General features: G+C 40.5%; 22 protein-coding genes and 1 pseudogene. 11 read left to right on the forward strand and 12 right to left on the reverse strand.

The window, feature by feature from the left end; all coding sequences use genetic code 11:
- Window positions 1–7 precede the first annotated feature (7 nt).
- The 3 genes from RIB15_RS02910 to RIB15_RS02920 are packed head-to-tail and all read left to right on the forward strand — an operon-like array spanning window position 8 to window position 6,110.
- Window positions 8–3,502, forward strand: a complete 3,495-nt coding sequence (locus RIB15_RS02910) for a SusC/RagA family TonB-linked outer membrane protein (RefSeq protein ID WP_350200651.1) — start codon at window positions 8–10, stop codon at window positions 3,500–3,502.
- A gap of 11 nt (window positions 3,503–3,513) precedes the next feature.
- Window positions 3,514–4,893: a SusD/RagB family nutrient-binding outer membrane lipoprotein gene (locus tag RIB15_RS02915; protein ID WP_350200652.1), complete on the forward strand. Its 1,380-nt coding sequence runs from the start codon at window positions 3,514–3,516 to the stop codon at window positions 4,891–4,893.
- A 23-nt stretch (window positions 4,894–4,916) separates the two neighbouring features.
- Window positions 4,917–6,110, forward strand: a complete 1,194-nt coding sequence (locus tag RIB15_RS02920) for a C40 family peptidase (protein WP_350200653.1) — start codon at window positions 4,917–4,919, stop codon at window positions 6,108–6,110.
- Between the two features lie 5 nt (window positions 6,111–6,115).
- Here RIB15_RS02920 and RIB15_RS02925 read toward each other — a convergent pair whose 3' ends face one another.
- Window positions 6,116–7,309: a putative sugar nucleotidyl transferase gene (locus tag RIB15_RS02925; protein WP_350200654.1), complete on the reverse strand. Its 1,194-nt coding sequence runs from the start codon at window positions 7,307–7,309 to the stop codon at window positions 6,116–6,118.
- 105 nt (window positions 7,310–7,414) lie between these two features.
- On the opposite strand from RIB15_RS02925, the gene glmS reads away from it, so the two are divergent.
- Both glmS and RIB15_RS02935 read left to right on the forward strand, forming a co-directional pair.
- Window positions 7,415–9,247, forward strand: coding sequence for a glutamine--fructose-6-phosphate transaminase (isomerizing) (glmS, locus tag RIB15_RS02930; protein WP_350200655.1), 1,833 nt, complete (start codon window positions 7,415–7,417; stop codon window positions 9,245–9,247).
- A 401-nt stretch (window positions 9,248–9,648) separates the two neighbouring features.
- Window positions 9,649–9,996: an Hpt domain-containing protein gene (locus tag RIB15_RS02935; protein ID WP_350200656.1), complete on the forward strand. Its 348-nt coding sequence runs from the start codon at window positions 9,649–9,651 to the stop codon at window positions 9,994–9,996.
- On the opposite strand, the gene RIB15_RS02940 is transcribed toward RIB15_RS02935, so the two are convergent.
- Entirely contained in the window at window positions 9,988–10,419 is a 432-nt protein-coding gene (locus tag RIB15_RS02940; RefSeq protein ID WP_350200657.1) for a GNAT family N-acetyltransferase, read from the reverse strand. The genes RIB15_RS02935 and RIB15_RS02940 overlap by 9 nt on opposite strands.
- A gap of 80 nt (window positions 10,420–10,499) precedes the next feature.
- On the opposite strand from RIB15_RS02940, the gene RIB15_RS02945 reads away from it, so the two are divergent.
- Complete coding sequence (locus RIB15_RS02945; RefSeq protein WP_350200658.1) at window positions 10,500–10,829, forward strand: phage holin family protein; 330 nt, start codon at window positions 10,500–10,502, stop codon at window positions 10,827–10,829.
- An 87-nt stretch (window positions 10,830–10,916) separates the two neighbouring features.
- Here the strand turns inward: RIB15_RS02945 and RIB15_RS02950 are convergent, their stop codons facing one another.
- A complete protein-coding gene (locus RIB15_RS02950) occupies window positions 10,917–11,927 on the reverse strand; it encodes an isocitrate/isopropylmalate dehydrogenase family protein (RefSeq protein ID WP_350200659.1) in 1,011 nt (336 codons plus the stop codon).
- Window positions 11,928–12,017: 90 nt separating this feature from the next.
- Window positions 12,018–13,151 (reverse strand): PQQ-dependent sugar dehydrogenase, encoded by a 1,134-nt coding sequence (locus RIB15_RS02955; protein WP_350200660.1) that lies wholly within the window; start codon window positions 13,149–13,151, stop codon window positions 12,018–12,020.
- A gap of 140 nt (window positions 13,152–13,291) precedes the next feature.
- On the opposite strand from RIB15_RS02955, the gene RIB15_RS02960 reads away from it, so the two are divergent.
- From RIB15_RS02960 to RIB15_RS02970, 3 genes and pseudogenes are all read left to right on the forward strand, one after another.
- Window positions 13,292–14,716, forward strand: coding sequence for a DASH family cryptochrome (locus RIB15_RS02960; RefSeq protein WP_350200661.1), 1,425 nt, complete (start codon window positions 13,292–13,294; stop codon window positions 14,714–14,716).
- Entirely contained in the window at window positions 14,691–14,957 is a 267-nt protein-coding gene (locus tag RIB15_RS02965) for a DUF3253 domain-containing protein (protein WP_350200662.1), read from the forward strand. The genes RIB15_RS02960 and RIB15_RS02965 overlap by 26 nt, the downstream gene beginning before the upstream one ends.
- A pseudogene (locus RIB15_RS02970) lies at window positions 14,950–15,093 on the forward strand (DUF2256 domain-containing protein). Before RIB15_RS02965 ends, RIB15_RS02970 begins: the two are co-directional and overlap by 8 nt.
- Here RIB15_RS02970 and RIB15_RS02975 read toward each other — a convergent pair.
- The 6 genes from RIB15_RS02975 to RIB15_RS03000 form a co-directional block, all read right to left on the reverse strand.
- A complete protein-coding gene (locus RIB15_RS02975; protein ID WP_350200663.1) occupies window positions 15,090–15,806 on the reverse strand; it encodes an SDR family NAD(P)-dependent oxidoreductase in 717 nt (238 codons plus the stop codon). The pseudogene RIB15_RS02970 and the gene RIB15_RS02975 sit on opposite strands and share 4 nt — an antisense overlap.
- Window positions 15,803–17,044 carry a TolC family protein gene (locus RIB15_RS02980; RefSeq protein ID WP_350200664.1) on the reverse strand — a complete coding sequence of 414 codons (1,242 nt, stop codon included), beginning with the start codon at window positions 17,042–17,044 and terminating at the stop codon, window positions 15,803–15,805. Before RIB15_RS02980 ends, RIB15_RS02975 begins: the two co-directional genes overlap by 4 nt.
- Complete coding sequence (locus RIB15_RS02985) at window positions 17,041–18,036, reverse strand: HlyD family secretion protein (protein ID WP_350200665.1); 996 nt, start codon at window positions 18,034–18,036, stop codon at window positions 17,041–17,043. Before RIB15_RS02985 ends, RIB15_RS02980 begins: the two co-directional genes overlap by 4 nt.
- A gap of 14 nt (window positions 18,037–18,050) precedes the next feature.
- Window positions 18,051–18,728 (reverse strand): DUF4956 domain-containing protein, encoded by a 678-nt coding sequence (locus tag RIB15_RS02990; RefSeq protein ID WP_350200666.1) that lies wholly within the window; start codon window positions 18,726–18,728, stop codon window positions 18,051–18,053.
- A 104-nt stretch (window positions 18,729–18,832) separates the two neighbouring features.
- The gene (locus RIB15_RS02995) at window positions 18,833–19,384 is read right to left on the reverse strand and encodes a DUF6580 family putative transport protein (protein WP_350200667.1); all 552 of its coding nucleotides are present in this window, start codon (window positions 19,382–19,384) and stop codon (window positions 18,833–18,835) included.
- Window positions 19,385–19,475: 91 nt separating this feature from the next.
- Window positions 19,476–20,105: a YceI family protein gene (locus tag RIB15_RS03000; RefSeq protein WP_350200668.1), complete on the reverse strand. Its 630-nt coding sequence runs from the start codon at window positions 20,103–20,105 to the stop codon at window positions 19,476–19,478.
- 262 nt (window positions 20,106–20,367) lie between these two features.
- Between RIB15_RS03000 and RIB15_RS03005 the strand changes: the two genes are divergently transcribed.
- Window positions 20,368–20,895 carry a DUF4168 domain-containing protein gene (locus RIB15_RS03005; RefSeq protein WP_350200669.1) on the forward strand — a complete coding sequence of 176 codons (528 nt, stop codon included), beginning with the start codon at window positions 20,368–20,370 and terminating at the stop codon, window positions 20,893–20,895.
- Between the two features lie 59 nt (window positions 20,896–20,954).
- On the opposite strand, the gene RIB15_RS03010 is transcribed toward RIB15_RS03005, so the two are convergent.
- On the reverse strand, window positions 20,955–21,554 hold the full coding sequence (locus RIB15_RS03010; protein ID WP_350200670.1) for a DNA-3-methyladenine glycosylase: 600 nt from the start codon (window positions 21,552–21,554) through the stop codon (window positions 20,955–20,957).
- A complete protein-coding gene (locus RIB15_RS03015) occupies window positions 21,554–22,462 on the reverse strand; it encodes a YihY/virulence factor BrkB family protein (protein ID WP_350200671.1) in 909 nt (302 codons plus the stop codon). Before RIB15_RS03015 ends, RIB15_RS03010 begins: the two co-directional genes overlap by 1 nt.
- Window positions 22,463–22,614: 152 nt before the next feature.
- Here RIB15_RS03015 and mutS point away from each other — a divergent pair, with 152 nt between their 5' ends.
- Window positions 22,615–25,284, forward strand: coding sequence for a DNA mismatch repair protein MutS (gene mutS / locus RIB15_RS03020; protein WP_350200672.1), 2,670 nt, complete (start codon window positions 22,615–22,617; stop codon window positions 25,282–25,284).
- Window positions 25,285–25,449 lie beyond the last annotated feature (165 nt).

Here is a 25,449-nt window from a genome sequence, read left to right on the forward strand (position 1 = left end):
GTAATCTATGAAAATAATAACCTTCAGAACAATCCTTTATATGTCTTTCTGTACTATTTGGGGATTTATATTCAGTTTCGTAACCGCAACGGCATTAATGGCCGGGAATACTTCAGCACAAAGTGTAAGTGAAGTTGATGTAACTGTTGAGTTTGAACAAGCTACTATCCAAGAAGTATTTGCTGAGATAGAGCAACAAACAGCTTTTAAGTTTCTCTATGAGACAACAGATATTGAATCCAATCGTAAGCGAATCACTATTCCAAGAATTACTACAACTGTAGAAGAAATCTTGATTCAAGTGACAAAACAAACCGGATTAAGATTTCGGCAAACCGATAACACCCTGGCCGTGCAGCTCCCTCAGGAAGAACGAGTAGCCAGCCAAAATACTCTTCCTGAAACGATTACAGGTACTGTAACGGATGCAGAAACAGGAGAACCCTTGCCAGGTGTAAACATCCAGGTCAAAGGAACGACCATTGGTACTTCAACCGATCCAAATGGAAGCTATGAGCTTGATGCACCTTCGTTGCAAGACACCCTGGTTTTTTCTTTTGTGGGTTATGAGACACAGGAAGTCCCCATTAATGGGAATACACAAATTGAGGTTGCAATGGTTGTTGTCCCTTTAAGTCAGGACTTATTGGTTACTGCACTTGGCATTAATCGTTCAGAGCGTTCTATCGGATATGCTACCCAACAAGTAAGTGGTGAAGATCTAAGCTATACCAACGAAAATAATGTGATTGGATCTCTTGCCGGGAAAATAGCGGGTGTACAAGTTAATGGCTCATCTGGTGCTAGTCTGGGTGGTACTCAATCTATAAAAATTCGGGGAGTCAATTCTATAAATGGAGAAGGCCAACCGCTGATTGTTATTGACGGAACTCCCATTTCTAATGCAAACTTTGCCGGAAGTGCCGGAGAGGACTATGGAAATATTGCTCAGGACATCAACCCGGATGATATTCAGTCATTAAATGTATTGAAGGGTCCTGCCGCATCATCACTCTACGGTATCAGAGGTCAATATGGGGTGATTATGATTACCACAAATAAAGGTAATAAAGATGGCATTGAGGTCCAGATTAATTCAAACGTATCTTTTCAGCGGGCTGGAAATTTCATGCGTTATCAAAATAAGTATGGTGGTGGTTCCTCTCAAACATGGAGAACATTACCAAATGGTGATAGATATGTTCAGGTGAATGTTGATGAAAGCTGGGGTCCAAAAATGGACGGCACAATGGTGCGGGAATATTTCAGTTTTTATCCGCAAGATCCTTTATATGGCCAATTAACTCCATTTGACGCTCATCCGAATAACATTCAAAACTTTTTTGAAACAGGATATACCGCTGATAATGGAGTCACCATATCTGGAGGAAGCGACAACACAGCTTTCCGTCTTAGTTTCAACGACACCAAAATAACCGGTGTATACCCAAATACCTTCTTAAATAGAAATAACCTGGGAGTTAGTGCTAATGTAGATGCTAGTGATAAATGGAAGTTTTCTACCAATATTAACTATGCCACCAATGAAGCACGAAGACCCCCTCAGGGATCAGAGTTTGGTTCGCGATATTTCCGGCAGTGGTTCCAGCGAAATCTAGACATGGGCCGGCTAAAGGATTATCAATATCCCGATGGCACCATTATGCACTGGAATATGAGATCTCCAAGTTCTTCGACCGGAGAAATCACCAACAAGTCTCCTTTGTACTGGGCCAATCCTTATTTCCAAGCTTATGAAAATACAAGCATGGACGATAGAGATAGAGTATTTGGTAATGCCGGTGCCCATTTTGAGGCCCTTCCTAATCTTGTTTTAAGCGCTAATATCCGGGGTGATATTTATGTGCAGAATATTGAAGGAAAAACCAACTTTGGTGGCACGGCAACTCCCGGGTACTCTGTAGCCAAATATGAGAACAAAGAAATGAATTACGAGCTTTCTGCTCAATATCAAAAAAGCTGGGCAAAGCTCTCCCTTGATGCAACTCTGGGAACAAATTTATACGACCGTAATTACTCCTACTTATCTCAGTCAACGGTTGGCGGACTTACATCACCAGGCTACTTCAACATAAGCGCCTCTGTCGATCGGCCTAATGTATTTAACTACCTGGAGCAAAAAAGAATAGTAAGTGCTTTTGGGTTAGTTTCATTAGGGTATGAGGATACATATTTCTTAGACTTAAGCCTGAGATCAGATAAATCTTCAACGCTGCCTAAGGACAATAATTCTTATCTGTATCCTTCCATATCAGGTAGCTTTGTATTTAGTGAAGTAATAAATTCGGATGTACTTACATTTGGTAAAATACGTGCCAGTTTTGCACAAGCCGGCTCGGATTTAAGCCCTTATTTAACTACCCCGGTATATAATGTAGGTAGTGTTTATGATGGGCAAAATACCTTGGATGTGCCATCAAACATCAATAACCCGGATATTAAGCCTTCATTCTCAACATCTTATGAAGCGGGTTTCGATGTGCGGTTTTTTGAGAGAGTTGGAATGAATTTTACATACTACCTCCAACAAAATAAAAACCAGATAATCCCACTTAATATATCAGGTACAACCGGATATGGTTCTGCAATTATAAACGCCGGGCTTATTGAAAATAAGGGGATTGAAGTGAGTCTGAATGGCACCCCAATCCAGCAAAAAGATTTTGTATGGAATTCAACATTTAACCTGAGTCGAAATACAAATCAGGTAGTAGAACTTCATCCTGATATTGATTTATACAATCATGGTTCTACCGTATACTCTTCGACAGCAAGTTACCTGAACTCATACGAAGGTAAAACCTACGGCAGCCTGGTTGGTCGGGCCTACCAAAGAGACCCCGAAACGGGTTTGATTCTTCTCGATGATGATAACCTGCCACTCTGGACCGATGCCACCCATAACTTTGGTTCTGTACTGCCAGACTTTACCGGAGGGTTTCAAAATTTATTTTTCTATAAGAATTTCAGCTTGTCTACTATGATTAGTTTTCAGGTTGGTGGACAATTTTTCAGCCGATCCGAAATGCTTGCAACCCGAACGGGATTACACAGGCAAACAGCGGCTAAAAACGACAAAGGAAATAATGTACGTGATCCCGTCAGTGAAGGAGGCGGGGTGAAAGTTCATGGTGTCTCTGCTTCAACGGGACAAGAAGTCACAGCTTACGTAGATGCTCACGACTACTTTGACCTAATAGGCGATGAAGTGTACGAGGACTGGGTAATTGATGCATCCTACATCAAGTTAAGCGAGGTTAAACTCGGTTATACATTTGGTGATCAGGTCATGTCAAAAACCCCCGTTAAGGCGATCAATGTAGCCGTTTTTGCTAATAACCCGCTCATGATTTGGCAAAAAGCCCCACAAGGCCTCGACCCATCCGAGCTATCATCAGGTAGTCAAGACATTACCTGGTATGAATCAGGACAGCTGAATACTGTTCGTTCTTATGGCTTGAATGTAAAACTAACCTTTTAAATCAGAGAACCATGAAAAAGTTATTAATTCCTATAGTACTGATTGTATTTATAATTAGCAGTTGTGATCTGGTAGAATTCAACAACTTAAATAATAATCCTAACCAACCCAGTGATGCAGACGCACCACAGCTTATTGCCAACGCCATGCTATCACTTCCGGGTTTAAGCTCCTCTCCAAATGCACAATTCATGGCCCAATATCTGGCCGAAACGCAATATGTAGATGCTTCATTATATCCTGAAGGTGGTACCAGTTTTTATGGATGGTATCAAGGTCCGCTGGTAAATCTCAAAACAGCAGAAGAAGTTGCTACCACTGAAAATCAGAAGGCGGTAGCCAGAATTTTGAAAGCCTACATTTTCTGGAACATAACAGACCGTTGGGGTGATATACCCTACTCCCAGGCTCTGCAAGGAACTGAAGAATTCACTCCCGTTTATGATACTCAGGAATCCATCTATGAAGATCTGTTTGCTGAACTTAAAGCAGCCGCTGATCAGATCGATGTTTCCGAGAGCCTAAGTAACGACATTATTTACGAGGGTGATATGAATAAGTGGGTTAAATTCAGTAACTCCATTCGTTTACTTATGGCTTTACGCCTGTCAGAAGTCAATCCAACTTTAGCAGAAACCGAGTTTGCTGACGCACTAAATGACGGAGTATTTGAATCCAATGAAGACACCTTTCTTTTTCAGCATTTAGCGAATGCCAATAATCAGAATTATTGGTACGGTCAGATCGCAGAACCTCCTATCCGGGAATGGTGGGCTTTGACAATTAGTTTGGTCGATTTAATGGATCCTTACAACGATCCTCGCCTGCCAGTTTACGGAAATGAAGTACGAAATGGTGGTGGCTATACAGGTCTCCAGTTTGGAGAGGAAGATAGTATAGGTACTGAAGATTTCTCTTTACTTGGTTCTGATATTTATGCTCAGGATGCTCCTGTATATTTGGTTACTTATGCTGAAATTCTTTTTGCAAGAGCAGAAGCCGCAGCTTTAAACTGGACCACCGAAGACCCTGCAACAATCTATAATGCAGCGGTTGAAAACTCCATCGCACAATGGACTGGCGATGCCAGCCTTGCAACAGCTTATTTAGCACAACCTGATATCGTTTATGATGCCGGGAACGCGGTTGAACAAATATCAACTCAACGGTACATTCATTTATTCATGCATGGCTATCAGGCTTGGGCAGAATGGCGACGAACTGGTTATCCGGATAATCTGGTACAACCAAATGGCAATGCGGTACCTCTCAGACAGAGTTACACCTCTGACGAGGCTCTCAATAATGCCGAGAATTATGAAGAGGCTATACAGCGTCAGTTTGGTGGACAAAATTCCATCTATGGCCAGCTATGGTGGGATCAAAATTAATTTATAAAGACTAAAAATAAACTATGAAATACGTACTGTATCCTTTAAAACTAGCTTTGGTTTTAATGCTGATGCTGGGAGCTTGTAGCGACTCCCAGCATCAGACCCTTCGGGGAATAATAGATAGTGTAGAACATACATTTGTCCCAGACTCAAGAGTTGATCAATTTAATGTGCAATTGGAAGACGGAAACCCTTTTCTTCTTACCGGAGAAACCACACTCCCCGAAGCAAAACAAGCACTGCTTGATTCTCTTTCAAAAACCAATATTTCATATATAGACAGCATCCGTGTTCTGCCTTCAGCTGAATTAGGTGAAAAAATATATGGACTGGTAAACAACTCAGTTTCCAATATCAGATCAGAACCCCGGCATTCAGCTCAACTCGCCACACAGGCTTTGCTGGGCATGCCTTTACAGATTCTTAAAAAAGACGGAGGATGGTATTATGTTCGCACCCCCGAAGACTATTTATCCTGGATTGACAGTGGCGGAATGCATCAAATGAGTAAGGCTGAGTACCTTGATTGGAAAGCCGCTGATAAACTGATTTACCTTTCTACATATGGGTTTGCTTACTCCTCTCCTTCTGGAAATTCCGAAAAAGTAAGTGACTTGGCTGCCGGCAACATTGTTAAACTTGAAGGCACCAGTGGGAGTTATTACAAAATTTCTTATCCGGATGGCAGGGAAGGTTTCATCCCAAAAAATGAAGCCACGTCTTTTGCGAAGTGGAATGAAGATCTGCAGGCCACTCAGCAATCTTTGGCGCAAACCGCAAGAACCATGATGGGAATCCCCTATCTCTGGGGAGGCACATCAACAAAAGGAGTAGACTGTAGTGGATTTACGAAAACTATTTACCTTATGAATGGATTGATAATCCCACGCGACGCTTCTCAACAAGTACATGCAGGTGTCAAAGTTGATGATGAAAAAAACTGGAGTGAGTTACAAACAGGAGACTTATTGTTTTTTGGTAGTCCTGCCACAGAAAACAGAAGCCGACGGGTTGTACATGTGGGAATGTGGATTGGAAATAATCAATTTATACATTCCTCGAGACAGGTGCGGATTAGCAGTGTGGATTCTACGGCTTCCAACTTTGATGCGTACAATACCAACCGATACTTAGAAGCTCGCCGGTATCTTGGTAACATGGAAGGAAACATCATACAAACCAATGCAATGTATGATGAAATAAATTTACCCTGATTATTTTAGCGGGAAGTGAATATATGTTTCATCATCCGCTCATAGTCATCGGTTAGTTCAACATCCCGACGCTTCATCATGGCCTGCATAACTTCTATTGCTTTTTCAAAACGATAGATTGCAGGTCCGCGTGGGCCTAGCCAGGTGAATGAATCAATGACTTTTGGAGAGAGCTCATCGATAAACACATTGGAGCTCACCCCACAAATGGTACCCGTATTCAGCATGGTGTTGATAGCCGTTTTCGAATGATCGGCCATTACGGTCCCCAAAAACTGTTTTCCCGTCTGTATCTGCTCTTTTGATGTCCAGTCTGTGACCTCGATATTCTTGTAATCGTTTTTCAGGTTCGAGGTGATTGTATTAGCACCTAAGTTCACCCATTGGCCAAAAATTGAGTTACCAGCAAAGCCATCATGTGCTTTGTTGGAATAAGAATGAAAGATGCATCCCGATACCTCTCCTCCAACCTTGCAAACGGGACCAATAGTTGTACCACCATAAATTCGAGCAGCCATTTTTACAGTAGCACCTTCCCCAACCACAACAGGTCCTCTCAATATACTACCTGCTTCGATTGTAGCTCCATCCTGAATTACCACCGGCCCATCTTTAGCAATAAATATACATCCGGGCTCAATCATAACATCTTCCCCAATAAATGTATTTGAAGGATGATGCACTGAATCTAATGTATAATTGGTCCTTTCAGAAACTGCTTTCAACCCCATAAGCTGAATATCTTTCTCAATTTCATAGGAATTCAACGATAACAAATCCCATAAATGTTCAATATGAATAGCTTTATCCAATTCAATTTTTTCTAAACCCTGCTCTGAAAAAATATTTTCATTAAATAATTTCCCGGAATTTTCATGACTAACCTTTGCCACAACAGAAACATTTTTAAACACCAAACGCTGCCCTACTTTTAACTCATTAATAGCCGACAATAAATCTTGTGATGGTAAAAACCTTGAGTTAATCCAGGTTACTTCATCGCTTTCGGTCATATTTCCCTGTTCAAACACCCCTTTTAGATGTTTTGGTAATAGTCGGCAATATGAAGTTTTATCTAATGCCCTCAACCACTTTTCTCGAATGGTCAAAATTCCGAGCCTAAGGTCATCCATGGGCCGCGTTAGCGTAAGCGGATAAAAACTCTCGACTTGCTTATCTTCAAAAAAACAGATTTTCATTCCGGAAATATATTTAGTCGTAAATTAAAATCGTCATTCTTTAAACTTCGCATTATATTTAAGGATTAAAAGCACCAAAAAAAATTTTTAATATTTGAAAATAATATGTGTGGAATCGTAGGGTACGTTGGTGATAAACAAGCCAGCAAAGTTATTATTGATGGACTCAAGAGACTTGAATACAGAGGTTATGATTCAGCTGGATTGGCTGTCATTAATGGAGAGCTGAGAATAAAAAAAGGTAAGGGAAAGGTAGCTTCTCTGGAAAAAATGATTACCGCATCGGAAAAGGGGACCATTGGAATTGGACATACCAGATGGGCTACTCATGGAGAGCCCAATGATGTAAATTCTCATCCGCATACAGGTCGTAATGGCAAATTAGCTTTGGTTCACAACGGGATTATTGAAAACTATAATACCCTGAAAAAGAAATTAAGTGATCAGGGATATACTTTTTATTCTGAGACCGATACCGAAGTTCTTACAAAGCTTATTGAGAGTTTTTTAGAAAAGGATTCCTCTGATATTAAAAAAGCAGTTCAGTTAGCCTTGCATCAGGTAAGTGGCACATATGGAATCGCTTTAGTTCATTCTGATTTTCCAGACCAGATTATTGTAGCACGTAAAGGTTCTCCCCTTTTACTGGGTGTGGGAGAAGGAGAAATGTTGATCGCCTCTGATGCTTCTGCAGTTGCGGCTTATACCGACAAAGTTGTTTACCTGGATGATGGTGAAATCGCTGTGATTAAGAAAGATGACTATACGGTAGAATCAGCAGATCAAATTGAGCTCTCCAAAGAAATCCACGAACTGGCGCTTAGTCTTGAAGAAATTGAAAAAGGTGGGTACGACCACTTTATGCTTAAAGAAATCTTTGAGCAACCTAAGGCTCTTTCGGATTGTTTGCGTGGCCGGATTAATGCAGAAGACGGAACAGTAACACTCGGTGGTATTGAAAGTGTCATGGACCAGTTGGTAAATGCCAACAGAATAATCATAGCGGCTTGCGGAACCAGTTGGCACTCGGGATTAGTCGGTGAATATCTGTTCGAATATCTCGCTAAAATTCCTGTTGAAGTAGAATATGCTTCTGAGTTTCGATACAAAGAGCAACTAATTGGAGAAGGCGATGTAATGATTGTGATTTCTCAAAGTGGAGAAACTGCCGATACTTTGGCCGCATTACGTGAAGCAAAATCCCGTGGAGCACTTGTTCTTGGGGTAGTCAATGTTGTTGGTTCCACTATAGCCAGAGAAACTGATGCCGGAGTTTATATTCATGCCGGACCTGAGATTGGTGTAGCTTCTACAAAGGCATTTACAGCACAGGTAACAGTACTCACTATGATTGCTATCAAGCTTGCACTCTATAAAAAGACCATTGATAGTAAGGAAGCAAAAAAACTGATTGGTGAATTATCCAAAATTCCTCAAAAAATTGAAGAAATCCTCAAGCATACTGACGAGATAAAAAATATTTCTAATCTCTTTTCTTATGCTCCGAATTTCTTGTACCTGGGACGATCCTATAGTTTCCCAGTTGCACTTGAAGGAGCATTGAAGTTAAAAGAAATATCATACATTCATGCAGAAGGATATCCTGCAGCTGAAATGAAGCATGGTCCTATCGCCTTAATTGATGAAATGATGCCGGTAGTTGTAATTGCCGCAACTCAACATACTAATGACAAAATGATTAGTAACATAGAAGAGGTAAGAGCTAGAAAAGGACGTATTATAGCCATCACAACACCAGGTAACAAAGAAGTTGAAGAACTTGCAGAATTTAAATCGATAGTGCCGGAAACCATGGATGTACTTTCCCCTTTGTTGACAGTCATCCCGCTTCAATTGCTTTCATACTACATTGCTGTAAATCGGGGATGTAATGTAGACCAACCCAGAAACCTTGCCAAGAGCGTAACAGTAGAATAATAGCTTGTGGATAATTCATCCTGTTTACTGATTAGAAATAAAAAAAAGCCTTAATTGTAGTCTGGAATAATTTTTTTACAGAAAAATTTATTCTTAAGAGTGTGGATAACTTGACTTTTACCATATAATTGCTTTCAATCCAATTCCTCTTTGGTTAGTAAATATTTTGAAATGAGAAATTGGAAATCTTTTATTCTTAAAATCGTTGTGCTTGTTTTGGTAGGCATTGTAATATTTACAGGCTGACCTACTCTTTCATTTAATCTATTCTTTGCTTTAATAAGCATGGGGTTTCTGCGTTTCAAAAATATTTTTTCAAAATTTAAGCTTCACATTTGTCTACTTTATTTGAGAAAAGTTAGCTACATTAGTTTCACTAAGCATAAAGAGACTATTGGTTTATGGGGAAAATTGATCTGAGTTATTTGGAAAACATTACGGGAAACGATAACGAGGTCATGATTGAGATGTTAGATCTAATGTTATCAGAAACGCCCAAACACATCTCAAAGATTAAAGAGGCTCATGATGAGAAGAATTGGAAAGAATTGGGAGCTGAATCTCATAAATTGAAGCCCATGTTTTTATATGTTGGGCTCACAGGTTTAAACGAAACAGCTCAAGATTTAGAAGAATATGGTAAGCAAGAGAATAATCTAAACTTAATACCTGCTTTAATAGATGAGCTGGAAAAAGGATATCTTGAAGTAATTGATGAGCTTAAAAATAAAAAAGAAGAGTTAAGCTAAGACCATTTGAAGGTGGTCGATACCATCAACAACATATATCTCCCCTTCCTCCCTAAACCCAAGTTCATTATAATACTTTTTCAAAGCAGCCTGAGCCTCAATTCGAATAGGTCTTTTTTCACACAATGAAATGCCTTTTTTGATAAGTTTTGTTCCTAAGCCTGTTCCTCTGAATTCCGGATCTACGACAATCCGTCCCAAATTTGCTTCCTTTTCATATTTCACCCCAAACGGAAAAACCCGTAAGTAAGCGCCGAGTTTACCGCCTTCATAAATCAAAAGATGGTTCGCCTTATTATCTGCCCCATCAATGTCCTCATAAAAACATTCTTGTTCTATTATAAAGACTCTTTGTCTGAGCCTGAACACATCTTGCAGTTGAGCTGAACTGAGTTCTTCAAACGACTTATATACAAATTCCATACCATCTATTTTTGAATTAATGTAACCATTTTGTCATCAGGTTCGTACAGCAAAGCCACTTTTAACAAAATTCCACCATTATGATCTGGGCCTGGTTATTGAATAGTGTCTCCATATATGCTACCGCAAGCTTACTGAAAGGAGTTGAAATTAAAAACTTTTGGAGTGCTATTTTTGTAGCGGCTCTGCTTGCCATCATCAATGTTTTGGTGAAACCGATTTTACTGATCCTTAGCTTGCCAATCACCATTCTAACTTTCGGACTTTTTGTTTGGGTGATTAACGCAGCCTTAATTATGTTGGTTGATGCTATGGTAGAAGGATTTAAAGTAAAAAGCTTTGGTTGGGCACTCGCTTTCGGTTTGGTTATGTCTATGATTAGCTGGGCGTTGTTTAAGCTTTTTGGCTAAAAAAAATAACGCTTTTACCAGTCCCTGTATAAAATAAAAAAGGCTGCTATAAAGCAGCCTTTTTGTATAATATTGAAATGTATTCAATCAAATATTGTCACACACTGCCTGTGTAAATGTTGAGGTTGTTCCTTCACCTCCGATATCCGGAGTGCAATACACCTTTTTCTCAACAAGGGTTTTATAAACAGCCTTTCGGATGTTCTCAGCTACCTGCTTCTGGTCAATATGCTCCAACATCATGAGAGAAGAAAACAAAAGCGCCATTGGGTTTGCGATATTCTTTCCAACTATATCTGGAGCAGAACCATGTACCGCTTCAAACATAGCTGCATCATCACCAATATTGGCTGCACCGGTTACTCCAAGTCCACCAACTAAACCTGATGCCAAATCAGATAAAATATCTCCAAACAAATTGGTGGTAACTACCACGTCAAATTGCTGAGGCTTGAGTACCATTTGCATCGCCATGTTATCAACAATCAGGTCCTGAAACTCAATTTCATCGTAATCCTTGGCAACCCTTTTCCCAACTTCTAAGAATAATCCTGTTGTTAGCTTTAGAATATTGGCTTTATGAACCAGGGTGACCTTCTTACGTTCATTCTTAACGGCATATTCAAAAGCAGCGCGGATTATTTTTTCACTCGCCTCTTCTGTTACAACTGCAATGGCCTCTGCATGCTTTTTGTTATCAGCCTCTTCTTTCCACTCTTCTTTTCCAATGTAAAGGCCCTGAGTATTTTCCCGGAAAAGCACCATATCCACTCCGCGAAACGGGCTATCAATACTTGGCAGGGTACGGGCAGGCCTGATATTACTGTATAAGTTGAATTTTTGACGAAGAGCCACATTCACTGATCTAAAACCAGAACCTACAGGCGTAGTAAGAGGTCCTTTTAAGGATATTCTATGTTCGTCCAGAGCTTCAATAGTCTCTTCGGGAAGTGGGTTCCCAGAATCTTCGTAGGCCTTTAATCCAGCTGAGCATTCAATCCAGTTAATTTCAGCTCCGGCTTCTTTCAGAATAGTAGTTACGGAATTAGTAATCTCCGACCCGATTCCATCACCGGGAATTAAAACAACATTTTTCATTTATTGATAGGTGTTTGTCTTCAAAATTTTCGAATGCTAAATATACCGATATAAACTCCCAAATGTGAGTTTAGGTTCATTTTCAAATTGTTAGTTTTCGTATGTAACCCGATAAATTTTATTACCATCATCATCAGATATAAGGATAGATCCATCCTTTAACTGAAGCAGGGCAACCGGACGTCCCCGCACATCTTCTTCACCTTGCAACCATCCATCAATAAATGGTTCATATGATATTGGATTACCACTTTTATCGAATTTCACCATCGTAACCCGATACCCAATTTTCTCGCTGCGATTCCAGCTTCCGTGCTCGGCAATAAACGCCTGATTTTTGTAGGATTCAGGAAACATCTCACCTGTATAGAACATCACTCCTAAAGGTGCAACATGTGGACCTAACTCACGAACCGGAGTTTTAAATTCCGTATCCATTTGCTTTCCGGTTTCTCCAAATTCAGGGTCCCAAACATCATTGGCATGAAGAAAAGGAAACCCAAAGTGCTGCCCCTCTTCAGTTAGTTCATTTAGTTCCCCGGGTGGCAGGTCATCCCCCATCCAGTCGCGATTATTGTCTGTAAACCATAGATTTCCGGTTTCAGGATGCCACGTAAAACCAACTGTATTCCGGATTCCCTGAGCAATAATCTCCCGACCAGAACCATCCGGGTTTATTCGTGTGAGAGATGCAAAAATCGGGTTCTCTTCATTACAAACATTACAAGGGGCTCCAACGGGTACATACAACTTTTCATCTGGACCAAAGGCAATGTGCTTCCATCCATGGTGACCTTCTGTAGGATAATCATCTGTTACTAAAACCGGTTCAGGCGAGTATTTATAATTGTTATCAATGTCATCAAAGCGCCAGATTTTACTGACTTCAGCCACGTACAAATCGCCGTCTTTTAAACCTACCCCGTTCGGTAAGCGAAGGCCAGAAGCAATGGTATAAATGGTGTCTGCCCTAAAATCATTATCCCGGTCTACAACTGCATGAACTCTGCCATCTCTCCGTGTACCTACATAAAGAATGCCGTTTTCACTCATTGCCATTTGCCGGGCATTAGGCACACTATCAGCGTAAATGCTAACCTTAAACCCTGCAGGAGCTTCCAGGTAACCAAGTGAAATTGAAGTATCTGATTTCTGTTCAGAGGAACGTTCTGAGCTACAGGAGAGCAACAAAAACAGACTGATCAGTAAAGGTAAATATCGCATAAGAATGTACTTTGTTTTATTTGCCTAAAGGAATCATAACTGTTTTTTAAACACAAATTGTTTTCTGGTTTCCTGCGATTTTTTACAATCATCCTTTGGAATGAAAACAAGCTATTTCAGTTTATACTCCACAAAAGCCTATGAAAAGATCCCTTATCTGGTTTCGAAATGATCTCCGGCTTCATGATAATGAAGCTTTGGCTAAAGCTTCACAAGCTGATGAGATCTTACCCGTATACATTTTTGATCCCCGGCATTATGGGACTACTTCTTTCGGTTTTCCAAAAACCGGTTCACACCGTGCCAAATTTCTACTGGAATCTTTAGACAACCTTAAATCAAATCTGATAAGTCATAATCTTAATTTAGCTATCAGGATAGGTAAGCCGGAAGAAATCTTACCTGATGTAATCGAAAAGCATGGCATTGACCTGTTATTTGCCCATAAGGAAATTACCCGTGAAGAAATTGATGTTGAAGAAAAGATCAAACAATCTGTTGGAGATAAACTGAATTTTGTTTGGGGAAGCACTCTATTTCATATCAATGATATTCCATTCACTAAAAATGAGATTCCCGATATTTTTACCCAGTTTCGAAAGAAAACTGAAAAGCAGTCAGAGGCTCGAAAAGAGTTGGGTTTTCGAAAGGACGTGAAACTGATTCCTGATGTTGAAACAGAATCCCTCCCTTCCCTAAAAGAACTGGGTCTGAAAGCTACACCAAAGGATGATCGCGCAGTCTTGAACTTTAAAGGTGGAGAAGACGAAGCACTAAAAAGGCTGGAAGAATATTTCTGGAATCAGGATCAATTGAAGAATTACAAGTATACCCGGAATGGTTTACTTGGTGCAGATTATTCGTCAAAGTTTTCACCCTGGCTGGCAAATGGGGCCTTATCACCGCGAAGGATTTATTGGGAAGTAAAAAGGTATGAGGAAGAAAGACAAAGTAATATCTCCACCTATTGGATGATCTTTGAACTTATTTGGAGAGACTACTTTCGGTTCTCAGCATGGAAGAATGGCGATCGTTTATTCTTTGCACCTGGCATACAAGGTAAAGACAGAAGCTGGAGGACTGATCCTAAAGATTTCAAAAAATGGGCTGAAGGTAACACCGGAATTCCTTTTATTGATGCTAACATGCGTGAATTAAACGCTACAGGCTATATGAGCAATCGAGGTCGGCAAAATGTTGCCAGCTTTCTTGCTCAAAACCTGAATATCGATTGGCGGATGGGAGCTGAATATTTCGAATCGCTTTTACTTGATTACGATCCATGTAGCAATTATGGAAACTGGGCTTATAATTCTACAGTTGGTCATGATCCGAGAAATCGATATTTCAATATTATTAATCAGGCTCAGAAGTATGACAAAAAGGGCGAATATACAAGGAACTGGCTGCCTGAATTAGAAAAAGTACCTGAAGAATTTATTCATGAGCCTTATAAAATGAATCCCGAACAACAAACGTTATATTCCGTAGAGATTGGAAAATCTTATCCAAAGCCTATGATAAACCTTGAGGAAAGTTATGAAGAAATCAAAGCAAGAGAATAAAGGTCGTATTCTTCCGATGAAGAAAAAGAGAGGAAGAGGTGAATCTGTTTCCCCAACAGAAGTAACCAAAGACCTATTCACTGACATTTGGAAAGACCATGTTGATGAAGTTCGAACCATGGCTGGTGAACTTCAAAGTGAGAAACTAGCAAGCCTTAAAAGAAAAGCTAAATCTGTATCTGAAGTTTTAAATAAAGCGAAAGGTCCCGCCAGACTATCTTTGTTTAAAAGTAATGAGTAAAGCGGTTAAGAAATCGGATTTCCCTGAAAAGATATGCCCGGTCTGTAACCGTCCTTTCAAATGACGCAAAAAATGGGAAGATGATTGGCAGCATGTGAAATACTGCAGCGAGCGTTGCCGAAGAAATAAAAACTAAATTCGATCCCAAAGCCATTCCGGAACCAATTTCGCGACCCATGCTAGTAGCTGCCAGCGCTTGGTTACATATACATAATTTTTCTTCTTCTCTATCCCGCTTATCATCTGCTGAACGGCCTTCTCTACTGGTGCAACCCAAAACATTCCACGAGCCCTCTCTGTCATTTCCGTCCAGACATAGCCCGGTCTGATTTCAGTGACCGTAATATCTGCATCCATCCGCTTCGCCTTCTGACGGTATCCTTTCATATAGTTTGAAATAAAATGCTTTGAAGCGGTGTATGCTGCAGCTCTGTGATGGGCCAGCAAAGCGGCCATGGACGACATCCCCACAATTTGTCCCCTTTCCTGATTTTTGAAATAATCTAAAGCGAAGTGGCAACCATGAGCAAAGGCCAGTGCATTAACCTCAATCAATTTTGATTCTGCTTCCCAGGGTGGCAACATTTGAATACGCCCTATTCCAGCATTCAGAATCATGATGTCCATTCCACCCATTTCTTCGATCAGACTATTATACACTTCTTCGGCTTTTTTGTGATCCGTTACATCCAGGGTTCTGATGTAGGCCAACTCCCCAATTTCATCCTTGAGTTCCTCCAACCTTTCTGTCCGCCGGCCCATCAAACCTACTTTGTGCCCTTTTATTGAGAGCTGAAGGGCAAGTTCTTTTCCAATTCCGGAGGTGGCGCCTGTAATCAGAATATTCATTCTATAAGAATTAGATCTTGAGAAAGATAATTGGTTAATGGTGAATTTGTAAGTACATCATAAGTATAAAGAAAATCAATAAACTGCGTTAAAACCCGGTATTTTGATTTCAAAATTAGTTCGTCCAGTTTAACAATGCCTTCCCGAAGGTCAAGAATAATAAGAGGATCGAACTCTTCACTGTTAGCCAGATTAGTTGACATCGCTTTTAAGTTAAGCTCTTCTTTTTTCTTGATAATAAGCCTGTGCTGAGTGACGAGGTTTCTCAAGTGCTCATATTCTCTGATTCTATTTATTGAGTCGCGGTATTGAATAAATTCAAACTCACCCTTTAGCTCAATTTCATCCAGCTTCCTTTCAGCAATCTGTGGCTTATTATTTTTAAAAATCGGCAGCGTAACTCCTACCGAAAATCCATAATTCGATTTTCTATCGGTAAAAGGGAAATACTCCAATTGAGCATATCCAATATCAAAATCGGCTTTCTCTACTCTTCCCTCCTGACGTGCCACTTCTGCCTGTTGTGAGATAAGATCCAATTCCACAGATGAACGTGAACGCCCTGTTATTTCCCCGGAAATATCTGCCAGGGTTTCCACATCAATGAGCGTGAAATCCTCCCAGTTTAAATTTCCCGTTTCAAGAATCAGTTCAATTTCAACTTGTGCCTGATTTAATTCTACAAAAGCCTCTTCCAACTTCTCTATGGCTTCAACCTGATCCAGTTTAGCCTCTGAATAATCCTTCCCGTCAAATAGCTCACTTTGCAAGTTGGTTTCCATGATACTTGCTTTTCGTGAAATGATATCCAGCCTTTGCTCTATCTGCTCTGTTAATTCCAGATTATAAAAATACTGTAATGCCAACTCATACCTTAAAAACATGTTCTCTTTGAACTCAAGCCTTTTCTGCAACTTTAGTTCTTCTCTGGTGGCATTGAACAACGCATTGTTGCGCCTGATCCTCCATGGATTTCCCGGACGGACCCGGATTGCATACTGCAGGTCTTCATACGTTTGTTCATCGTTCCCCATTCGAAGTTCAATTTCATCCACAGCAGGGTAACGATATTTTCGTGGCTTCAGAAAAGCAATTTGAGCATCATAATGAGACGTATTACGATCTTCAAACGCAGTCAATAAGAAATCTGAGACAGACTTTTGTGCTCTAACCTCAACAGAAAGGAAAAAGAATAAAGCTAAAGCTGCCCCTAGAAAAAAAGCCTTTTTTCTTCTCATCGCACAATTATTTTCTCTCCCACGGGCAACTCATTATCCTCTGGTATTTCAATAAAAACTTCCAAACCAAAAGTTTGAATCGTAGTTGTTTTTTGGAGCACATCGGGCAGTAGAACTACCGATCCAAATCCTATGATTGAACCTGTGGTTTCTAGCTCAGGATGTTCCATAGAGCGAACTGTAACTTTCTGCCCGAGTCTTTGGGTTCTGTCTTTTTTACCTACCAGATACCCCACAACAGATGTAGGGTGTACCGGGTTAATGGAAATCAACGGGGTAAATTCCTGGACATGTTCGTTAGGTTTTATATACACATTTTCGACCACACCCGAAAAACTAGCGTATTTATTCAGGTTACGGTCTTCCTGAATTTTCCAGTTTAACTCCTGTTTTGCCAACTCTAGCTTAGCCTCTAATTGGGATTGATCAAAATTGTGATCTTGTTCTAAATCTGCTATTTGAATATTGACAGCTTCCAGCTCCAACTCTCCTTTCTGTTTTATAGACTTAATTTGAAGCTGAAGAGTGCCTAACGTATCGCTTCCAAAATTCCTGCTTTTATTTTCCAGTATAGAATCTGTGAGTGATCGGTTTAATTGAATTCTCCGCTGCAGGAGCTGAACTTCGTTATCGATTTCACTTTGAATGATTTTTTTCTGGGATTCTAATAATTCCCGCTCCGATTCCAGCAACTTTTGTTGTTCTTTTTTCTGGGACTCAAAAATCTCTATCTCTTTTCTAAGCCGCTGTATTTCCAGATTAAGCTGAGGGCTTTCCAGTTCTACTAATATTTCACCCGGCTTAACCGTTTGCCCTGGAACCACATGAGTAGCTTTAACGATGGCTGGTTTCTCAATATTGATGTTATAAACTTTTGAGTAGGTAACCCCAACAAACGATTTGCTACCCTTGAAGTATTGAGAATTCACCGCAAAAAGCCCCGCAAAAAGGATGGCTATAAATAAGTAAAAGGAGTTTATTTGTTTAAGCATGGCATCCTCCTTCCTTAATTATTTTCCTGGAAATCTTTGAAAGTAATCCGCACTCTTAAGGTATGTTCTATCGCTCTCATTTCTTCAAGAAACTTTCGATTGTTTCTCTCATCCATAAATTCAATTTGATACTCATAATCATAACGACCGTTGTTTCGCGCTGTGATTTCAACATCATCATAATCGGTACAATATTTATCCAAAATGCTTAACACAGTATCATGACCCTTACCATCCTGAAGGCGGAAAGTAAGTGTTCCACGCACTCCATCCTTGGTGCTAAAAGGACTTAAATGAAGTACTAAAGCCATTGTACAAAACAGTACTGTACCCACAAAGGCAATAGTATAGCCAAATACACCAATAGCTAAACCAACACTAAGTGAGGCAAAAATAAATAAGATGTTTCTTACATCCTGTATTCGGGTTCTGAAACGTATCATAGCCAAGGCCCCAAACGCACCTAAGCCACGGGCAAGACTATCACCAATTGCCATCATAACCATGGCTGCTACAATAGATCCCAGAGCAAGTCCCTGGAAAAAATTCTTAGGATATTGATGTCCCGAAAAAGTGACTTTATGAGTAATAGCTATTAACGAAGAAAGAGCAAACGCCCAAACCAGCGAATAGAATACATTTAATAAGGTTGGGTAATCATAGACCGGTTGATCCGGAAATAATTCGAACATAATATAATTTGGTAACTCTGAATTTATCAGAGGCTGATCATAATTTAAAGCACAGCAATTATAATGCTCTTATCGGCCTATAAAAAATGAAATTAAACTAACCTTTATATTTTTTGGAGAGCAGGGGTTCTGGTCTTGGCATATTCAAAGGCTCCGAACATCACACCGGAATAGAAAAGATCTCCAAGTACGGTATAATGGAAAAATGGGATGCCTGCGGCATAACTCATAAATAAACCCTCTATGCCCTGAGGATACATAGGATTACCGAGCCACGCGCCAAAATTTGTTATCAGGAAAAAGATAATGGAGGCACTTAAGCTTCCGGCCACTACAGTTTTTGTATTCACTTTTTTCAGAATAAAAATACCGGCAACTACGATCAGTGCTATAGCTCCATACATCCAATAAAAACCAGGTGTAAAAAGAGTAAAGCCGCCATAAAAGCTCGCATAGAGTACATTATTGACCAGCAGATCACTTATAAACATCGCAAAGAGCGGCACCAGAAAAGAAAATTTCTTATCTGTAAAATACGCGGCCCCAAAAATGGACATTGCTCCGATAGGTGCAAAATTATATGGATGCGGAATAATTCTTGAGAGTGCCGCAATGATGATAAATCCGGATAAAACTAAAAAGCGTTTCTTATTCATTGATCTGTTTGGTGCTTGTTATAATCCCTAAAATAAAAAAAGCATCGCCTCAAATGAAACGATGCTTTCGAAATAACCGGATTTTCTAAATTTATTTAGAAGTATCGGAGTTTGTTCCTTTCTTGCTGTTCAATTCAAGATTGAGATCAACCGTTACTTCGTCACCAATTACAGCATCAGAAGCCCAGTCGCCGGTACCCACGGTGTAGTCAGTGCGGTCTAAAGTTGTTGAAGCTGTAATACCCGCTACAAGTGTATTTTCTTTCATTGGGTTATCCTTAACGCCTAACAATGTAAATGGCAGTGCGACCTCTTTGGAAACATCTTTGATCGTGAGCGTACCATTTGCTACAAATTTATTCTCTCCTGTCTTTTCAATACTAGAGCTTTTAAAAGTGATGTGTGGCCATTTTTCTGCGTTGAAGAAGTCAGCTGTTTTGAGGTGGCCATCTCTTCTCTCGTTGTTTGTATCAATGCTCTTCACCATAATTTTGACATCGATCATACTTTCTTCAAGATTCTCAGGGTCAAAATTAACTGTGGCTTCGTAATCGTTAAATTCACCATTTACCGGGGTAAAAAAGTGAGTTACTTCAAAATTAATGGCACTGTGCGCTTTATCAATTGTCCAGCTGGTAGCAGCATACTTTGTTAAAGCTAAAGATGACAGAATAAATATTGTTAATGCTAATACAGATGTTAATTTATTTAATGTTTTCATTGGTGTTGCAAATATTTAAGATTTTAGAGTTGTGTTAACCCCACAACACAACGAATCAGAGAATAATTTCCTTTAATGTTAAATCATTATTAATTCTTTTTGCTCCTCAGAGGAAGCAAACTGCAAATTTTCCTTTACTAATGTTAGAAGGTGTAAAAACATGGAAGAAGCAGAACATTTATTTCCTGCATGGGTTTGCATTAGTATAATACTTACCGTTAGTTATTCATTAATAATTCAATACTTAAACTAAATACCTTTTATGAAAAAATTAGTGCGTTATACATTTGTTTTAATCTTGGGTGCAGTTCTTAGCACAGCTACTGTTTTTGCACAACAACAGCAAATGCCGCCTCAGCCTGAACCATTAAGCCCTGAAGAAGTCACTGATGAACAACTCGAAATGGTTGTTAATGTATCTGAAGCGGTTCAAGGTCTTCAAAAAGAGGCCGATACTCAGATGAGAGAAGTTATTGCTGGTCAGGACATGGAGTATAGCCGTTTTCAGCAAATCATGATGGCTCAGCAAAATCCACAAATGGCCGGTCAGGTAAATGTTACTGAAGAAGAAAAAAAGACCCTCCAATCAGTTCAACCAAAGCTGCAGGAAATTTCCATGAAAGTTCAGCAAGGTTATATGACTGCCATACAAGATGAAGGACTTTCTCCACAAAAATTTCAACAAATTGCCCAGGCTATTCAGTCTCATCCTGAAGTTGCAAAGCGTTTCGAAGAGATCAAAAGTGAATCTGCGGGAGAAACTGAATCTAATGATGGAAATGACGGTTAATCGTCTTCTAATTTTAGATTAGATTGATATTCACGCCCGGTGCAAATGCATCGGGTTTTTTATTTACTTACCCATTTTGAATCCCTAATAGTAAAGCGCCAGGGTAATTTTGCATCCTCACCGGCATAGTCAACTCCGATTCTGGGACTCGAAGCTATCTCCTCTTCCTCGAACTTAATCCCACGATCTTCAATCCAGATTATATCCCCAAGAAGATCACTCTCATTATTTGAAGTAGTGATTCCCAAAGCCTGTGACAACTTACCCGGACCATTTGTAATAACAGGCTGGAGTTTTTCCCTTCCTCTTCTTTGAACCATTACATCTTCACCTTCAACAGGTTTAATTGCCCGAATCAGAATAGCATCGGCCAGTCCTTCTTTATTTGTCACTACGTTAAAAAGATGGTGAATTCCATAGCACAAATATATGTAGGCATAACCTGGCGGGCCATATATAGTCTCCGTGCGGGCTGTTCTGACATCCGGATAAGCATGACAGGCTCTATCGGTTCGCCCGTTATAGGCTTCCGTCTCTGCTATAATTCCTTTTGTAAGTACTCCATCGAAATTTGTACATATCACCTTCCCGATTAGCTCTTTACTGATTTGCACTACATCATCACGTTCGTAAAAACTGCGGGGTAGTTTTGAAGCCATCAGGAAATAGCTGTGTATGGGTTTTCTTCAATAGCTGGCCGATTCCCTAAAAATACATCTTTGTATGCCCTTGCCATGATGGCACTAATCACGAATAGAAGCGCTGTATAAAAAGTCCATACTCCCAATAGGATAAGTATAGTATAGCCCTGGTAAAAATACCGGTAGGTTGAAAAGGCGTATTCGAGATATGTGCTCAGTCCAAATTTAGCGATTTCGAAGAGCAAGGTATACGTCAGGGCTGCCATCAAAGCTACTTTGGGCTTTATTTTACGCTCACTTACAAACCGGAAGACCACATATAAGATCATAAAAGCCAGAATAATGGGCAGCACGATATTCAAAAAGTCATAAATCCAGGGAAGCTCAATTACAATATCTGTAAAAGGCACATTTATTCTGCTCAGGTTAAACAAAGAAATGGTGGAAACAGCGAGACTGAAAAACAGGAATACCGTTCCAATCAAACTAAACCCAAAAAAGTTATACACTACATCCATCACGGGGTGTTTCCGCTCTTTAATATCAAAAGTATCGAAGAGTACATGCTTAAGGCTATGGAGCAATCCCTGGGTAAAAAACATGAGTACAATAATACCGATGATTCCGAAAATTTGACGGGCTCCAACCAGCGGGCGAAGCAGCGACTCTATAGTTACTGCTCCTTGAAATACATCATTATTCTGGGTTTCGTAGGTAAAGCTGGGGAAGAATTCGCGTCCATAACGCACAATTTCATTAAATGCCTCATCCACTGAGAGTACATACCCGATAATCGAAATCAGGATTAAGACGAAAGGAATTGCACAAATAAACAAATTGAAGGTGATGGCTGAGGCATTGAAAAAGATGTCTTTTTTGCCTGCCAGCTTTAAAACCCGTTTCCAAAATTCTTTGTGTTTCTCCAAAAGATGTATACAATTTGATGAAGGGTAAAATTCGCAGGATGTAGAGTTAATTCCAAACAAACATTTCGCACATAGTTTTTCAGGTAATACATTGGTAAGTTCCACACCTTAATTCAGCAATCTATCAGCATTTAAACAGGTATTTTAAGCGCATGAGTGCTAAAAAAAAGCAGACTCCGCTGATGCGGCAGTATTTTCAGATTAAAGATGAACACCCTGGAACTATTCTACTGTTCCGGGTTGGAGATTTTTATGAGACTTTTGCCGATGATGCCCAGCTGGTAAGCAAAGAATTGGGTATTACCCTCACCAAAAGAAATAATGGGGGTGACCAAACTCCGCTGGCCGGATTTCCCTATCATGCATTAGATAATTATTTACCCAAGCTAGTCAAAAAAGGCTATAAAGTAGCTGTTTGTGATCAGACTGAGGATCCGGAAGAAGCCAAAAAGGCTGGACGCAAAATTGTGGAGCGTGAGGTTACCGAGATTACTACCCCCGGCGTTACTATGTCGGAAAAGCTGCTGGATCATAAACGTAACAACTACATCGCTTCCCTTCATTGGGATGGATCGACGGTTGGAGTTGCCTTCTCAGATATTTCAACCGGTGAATTTGCCCTCAGTCATGTAGATGAGAAAAACCTGGACAGTTTACTTGCTGCCATACAGCCTTCAGAAATTCTGGTTCAGCAAAAAAGGAAGAATAAGCTGGATGAAAAGCTGACGCACCATAACATCAGCTACATTGAAGATTGGGTATATGATGGAGATTATGGGTATAACCTGCTCACTGACCATTTTGAAACACATTCTCTGAAGGGTTTCGGTGTTGAAAACCTGAAAGTAGCACATGTTGCCGCCGGTTCGCTGATGCACTACATGCAGGAAACGCAGAAAGCTTATTTACGCCACCTGCGCCGGCTATACGCTTATGAAAGCAGTGAATTCATGAGCCTGGACGCTGCCACCAAACGAAATCTCGAGCTTACCGCCAGTATTCAGGAAGGCGGAACGGATGGAACCTTGATTTCCATACTGGATGACACCTGCACAGCTATGGGCGGCCGGTTGCTCCGCCGTTGGATTATGCGTCCGTTGAAAAGACTAAAGCCCGTTCAGCAGCGACTGGATGCCGTCGAGAAACTCTACAAAAATACTGACATCCGGCAAACACTTCGGGAGGAGCTGGAGCAAGTTGGTGATATGGAACGCCTCATCTCTCGGATTGCAATGGGCCGAACCAATGCCCGCGATGTAGTTCAACTGAAACTTTCGCTGGCTCAAATTCCGCGATTGAAATCTCAATTTTCAGGAATTGAAGATCCACTGCTTGAAAATATTTCGAGCCGCCTGAAATTATTGATTGAAGTTCAGGAACGAATTAATACAGCTCTTAAAGACGATCCTCCGGCCAGCGTGCGCGACGGCGGCATGATCGAAGATGCTTTTAATGATGAACTGGATGAGCTCAGAGATATCGCCAAAAACGGGAAAAAATATATCGCCAAGATTAAAGATGATCTGGCAAAAGAGCATAACATTCCTTCCCTCAAGATTGGTTACAACAAAGTGTTTGGTTACTACATCGAAGTAACTAATACCCATAAAGACAAAGTGCCGGAAAGTTTCATCCGTAAGCAGACGCTGGTGAATTCCGAGCGTTACATTACCCCGGAGCTGAAAGAGGTCGAAGAAAAAGTACTATCGGCTGAAGAGCGAAGTAAAACGCTGGAATATGAGCTTTTTGAAGAACTGAGGCTGTATGTTGCCGAGTTTGCCGATGACGTTCAGCAGGTTTCTCACGCCATTGCCGAGCTGGATTGCCTTCAGGGTTTTGCCGAAATCGCCTTCCGGAATAATTATGCCAAACCGGAAGTGGGTGATCATGAAGAAATTGATATCAAGAAAGGTCGTCATCCCGTGGTGGAAAAATCGCTGCCTATGGGTGAGCCATTTATTCCGAATGATATTAAGCTGGATAATGACGAGCAGCAAATCCTGATCATAACCGGACCGAATATGGCGGGTAAAAGTATCATTCTTCGCCAAACCGGCCTGATTGTTTTGCTTGCCCAAGTCGGGAGTTTTGTGCCCGCTAAAGAAGCTAAAATTGGCTTGGTTGATAAGATCTTTACCCGCGTTGGGGCTTCCGATAACCTGGCCGCCGGAGAAAGTACCTTCCTGGTTGAAATGAATGAAGCCGCCAATATTCTGAATAATGCTACCCCACGATCTTTGATTTTGCTGGATGAAGTTGGTCGTGGCACTTCCACTTTTGATGGTTTGAGTATCGCCTGGTCGCTGGCTGAGTATCTTCATAACCACGCACCTGTTGCTGCGAAAACGCTCTTTGCTACTCATTATCATGAGCTGAATGAGCTGGAGCAAATGTATGAGCGTACCAAAAACTACAACGTGCAGGTAAAGGAACATGATGGAAAAGTGGTATTTCTGCGAAAACTCATTCCGGGCGGAGCCGATCACAGTTATGGAATTCAAGTCGCAGATATGGCTGGGCTTCCGCAAGTTGTGATTGAGCGAGCTAAGGAAATTCTCAAAAATCTCGAAAGTCACAGTCTCGACATCACCAATAAAAACGGGACTATTGAGAAAGAGGCTTCATCCAAAAAAGAAGCCGCTAAAAATCTTTCAGAAAAAGTAGATAAACAACCTGAAACCTCTCAGATGACGATGTTTCAAACGCATGTAGATCCAAGAATTGAAACGGTATTGAATAAGCTCGAAGCCACCGATCCAAACCGTATGACCCCGATCGAAGCGCTGATGCTGATTACAGAACTCAAAAGACTGGTTGATTAGAAGAAGAATTAAACCGTCATTGCGAGGAGACTGAATTGTAAACCAGGCATAAGTTGTTTAACGACGAAGCAATCTCCCGATTGTAACATCCCAAATAGTTCAGGGAGATCGCAGCGTCGAAAAGATTTTAAAATAGAATTTCAACTTTGATGCTCCTCGCGATGA

Origin of the sequence: Gracilimonas sp., assembly GCF_040218225.1 — a bacterium.
In the GTDB taxonomy this organism is placed as follows: domain Bacteria; phylum Bacteroidota; class Rhodothermia; order Balneolales; family Balneolaceae; genus Gracilimonas.

Coding starts and splice junctions, on each gene's coding strand:
- RIB15_RS02955 (WP_350200660.1), bottom strand. CDS start 13,151: ATGCGATATTTACCTTTACTGATCAGTCTGTTTTTGTTGCTCTCCTGT.
- RIB15_RS03000 (WP_350200668.1), bottom strand. CDS start 20,105: ATGAAAACATTAAATAAATTAACATCTGTATTAGCATTAACAATATTT.
- RIB15_RS02925 (WP_350200654.1), bottom strand. CDS start 7,309: ATGAAAATCTGTTTTTTTGAAGATAAGCAAGTCGAGAGTTTTTATCCG.
- RIB15_RS02980 (WP_350200664.1), bottom strand. CDS start 17,044: ATGAGAAGAAAAAAGGCTTTTTTTCTAGGGGCAGCTTTAGCTTTATTC.
- RIB15_RS02965 (WP_350200662.1), top strand. CDS start 14,691: ATGAAGAAATCAAAGCAAGAGAATAAAGGTCGTATTCTTCCGATGAAG.
- RIB15_RS02975 (WP_350200663.1), bottom strand. CDS start 15,806: ATGAATATTCTGATTACAGGCGCCACCTCCGGAATTGGAAAAGAACTT.
- RIB15_RS02920 (WP_350200653.1), top strand. CDS start 4,917: ATGAAATACGTACTGTATCCTTTAAAACTAGCTTTGGTTTTAATGCTG.
- mutS (WP_350200672.1), top strand. CDS start 22,615: ATGAGTGCTAAAAAAAAGCAGACTCCGCTGATGCGGCAGTATTTTCAG.
- RIB15_RS02915 (WP_350200652.1), top strand. CDS start 3,514: ATGAAAAAGTTATTAATTCCTATAGTACTGATTGTATTTATAATTAGC.
- RIB15_RS02985 (WP_350200665.1), bottom strand. CDS start 18,036: ATGCTTAAACAAATAAACTCCTTTTACTTATTTATAGCCATCCTTTTT.
- RIB15_RS03005 (WP_350200669.1), top strand. CDS start 20,368: ATGAAAAAATTAGTGCGTTATACATTTGTTTTAATCTTGGGTGCAGTT.
- RIB15_RS02960 (WP_350200661.1), top strand. CDS start 13,292: ATGAAAAGATCCCTTATCTGGTTTCGAAATGATCTCCGGCTTCATGAT.
- RIB15_RS02935 (WP_350200656.1), top strand. CDS start 9,649: ATGGGGAAAATTGATCTGAGTTATTTGGAAAACATTACGGGAAACGAT.
- RIB15_RS02940 (WP_350200657.1), bottom strand. CDS start 10,419: ATGGAATTTGTATATAAGTCGTTTGAAGAACTCAGTTCAGCTCAACTG.
- glmS (WP_350200655.1), top strand. CDS start 7,415: ATGTGTGGAATCGTAGGGTACGTTGGTGATAAACAAGCCAGCAAAGTT.
- RIB15_RS02950 (WP_350200659.1), bottom strand. CDS start 11,927: ATGAAAAATGTTGTTTTAATTCCCGGTGATGGAATCGGGTCGGAGATT.
- RIB15_RS02945 (WP_350200658.1), top strand. CDS start 10,500: ATGATCTGGGCCTGGTTATTGAATAGTGTCTCCATATATGCTACCGCA.
- RIB15_RS02995 (WP_350200667.1), bottom strand. CDS start 19,384: ATGAATAAGAAACGCTTTTTAGTTTTATCCGGATTTATCATCATTGCG.
- RIB15_RS02910 (WP_350200651.1), top strand. CDS start 8: ATGAAAATAATAACCTTCAGAACAATCCTTTATATGTCTTTCTGTACT.
- RIB15_RS02990 (WP_350200666.1), bottom strand. CDS start 18,728: ATGTTCGAATTATTTCCGGATCAACCGGTCTATGATTACCCAACCTTA.
- RIB15_RS03010 (WP_350200670.1), bottom strand. CDS start 21,554: ATGGCTTCAAAACTACCCCGCAGTTTTTACGAACGTGATGATGTAGTG.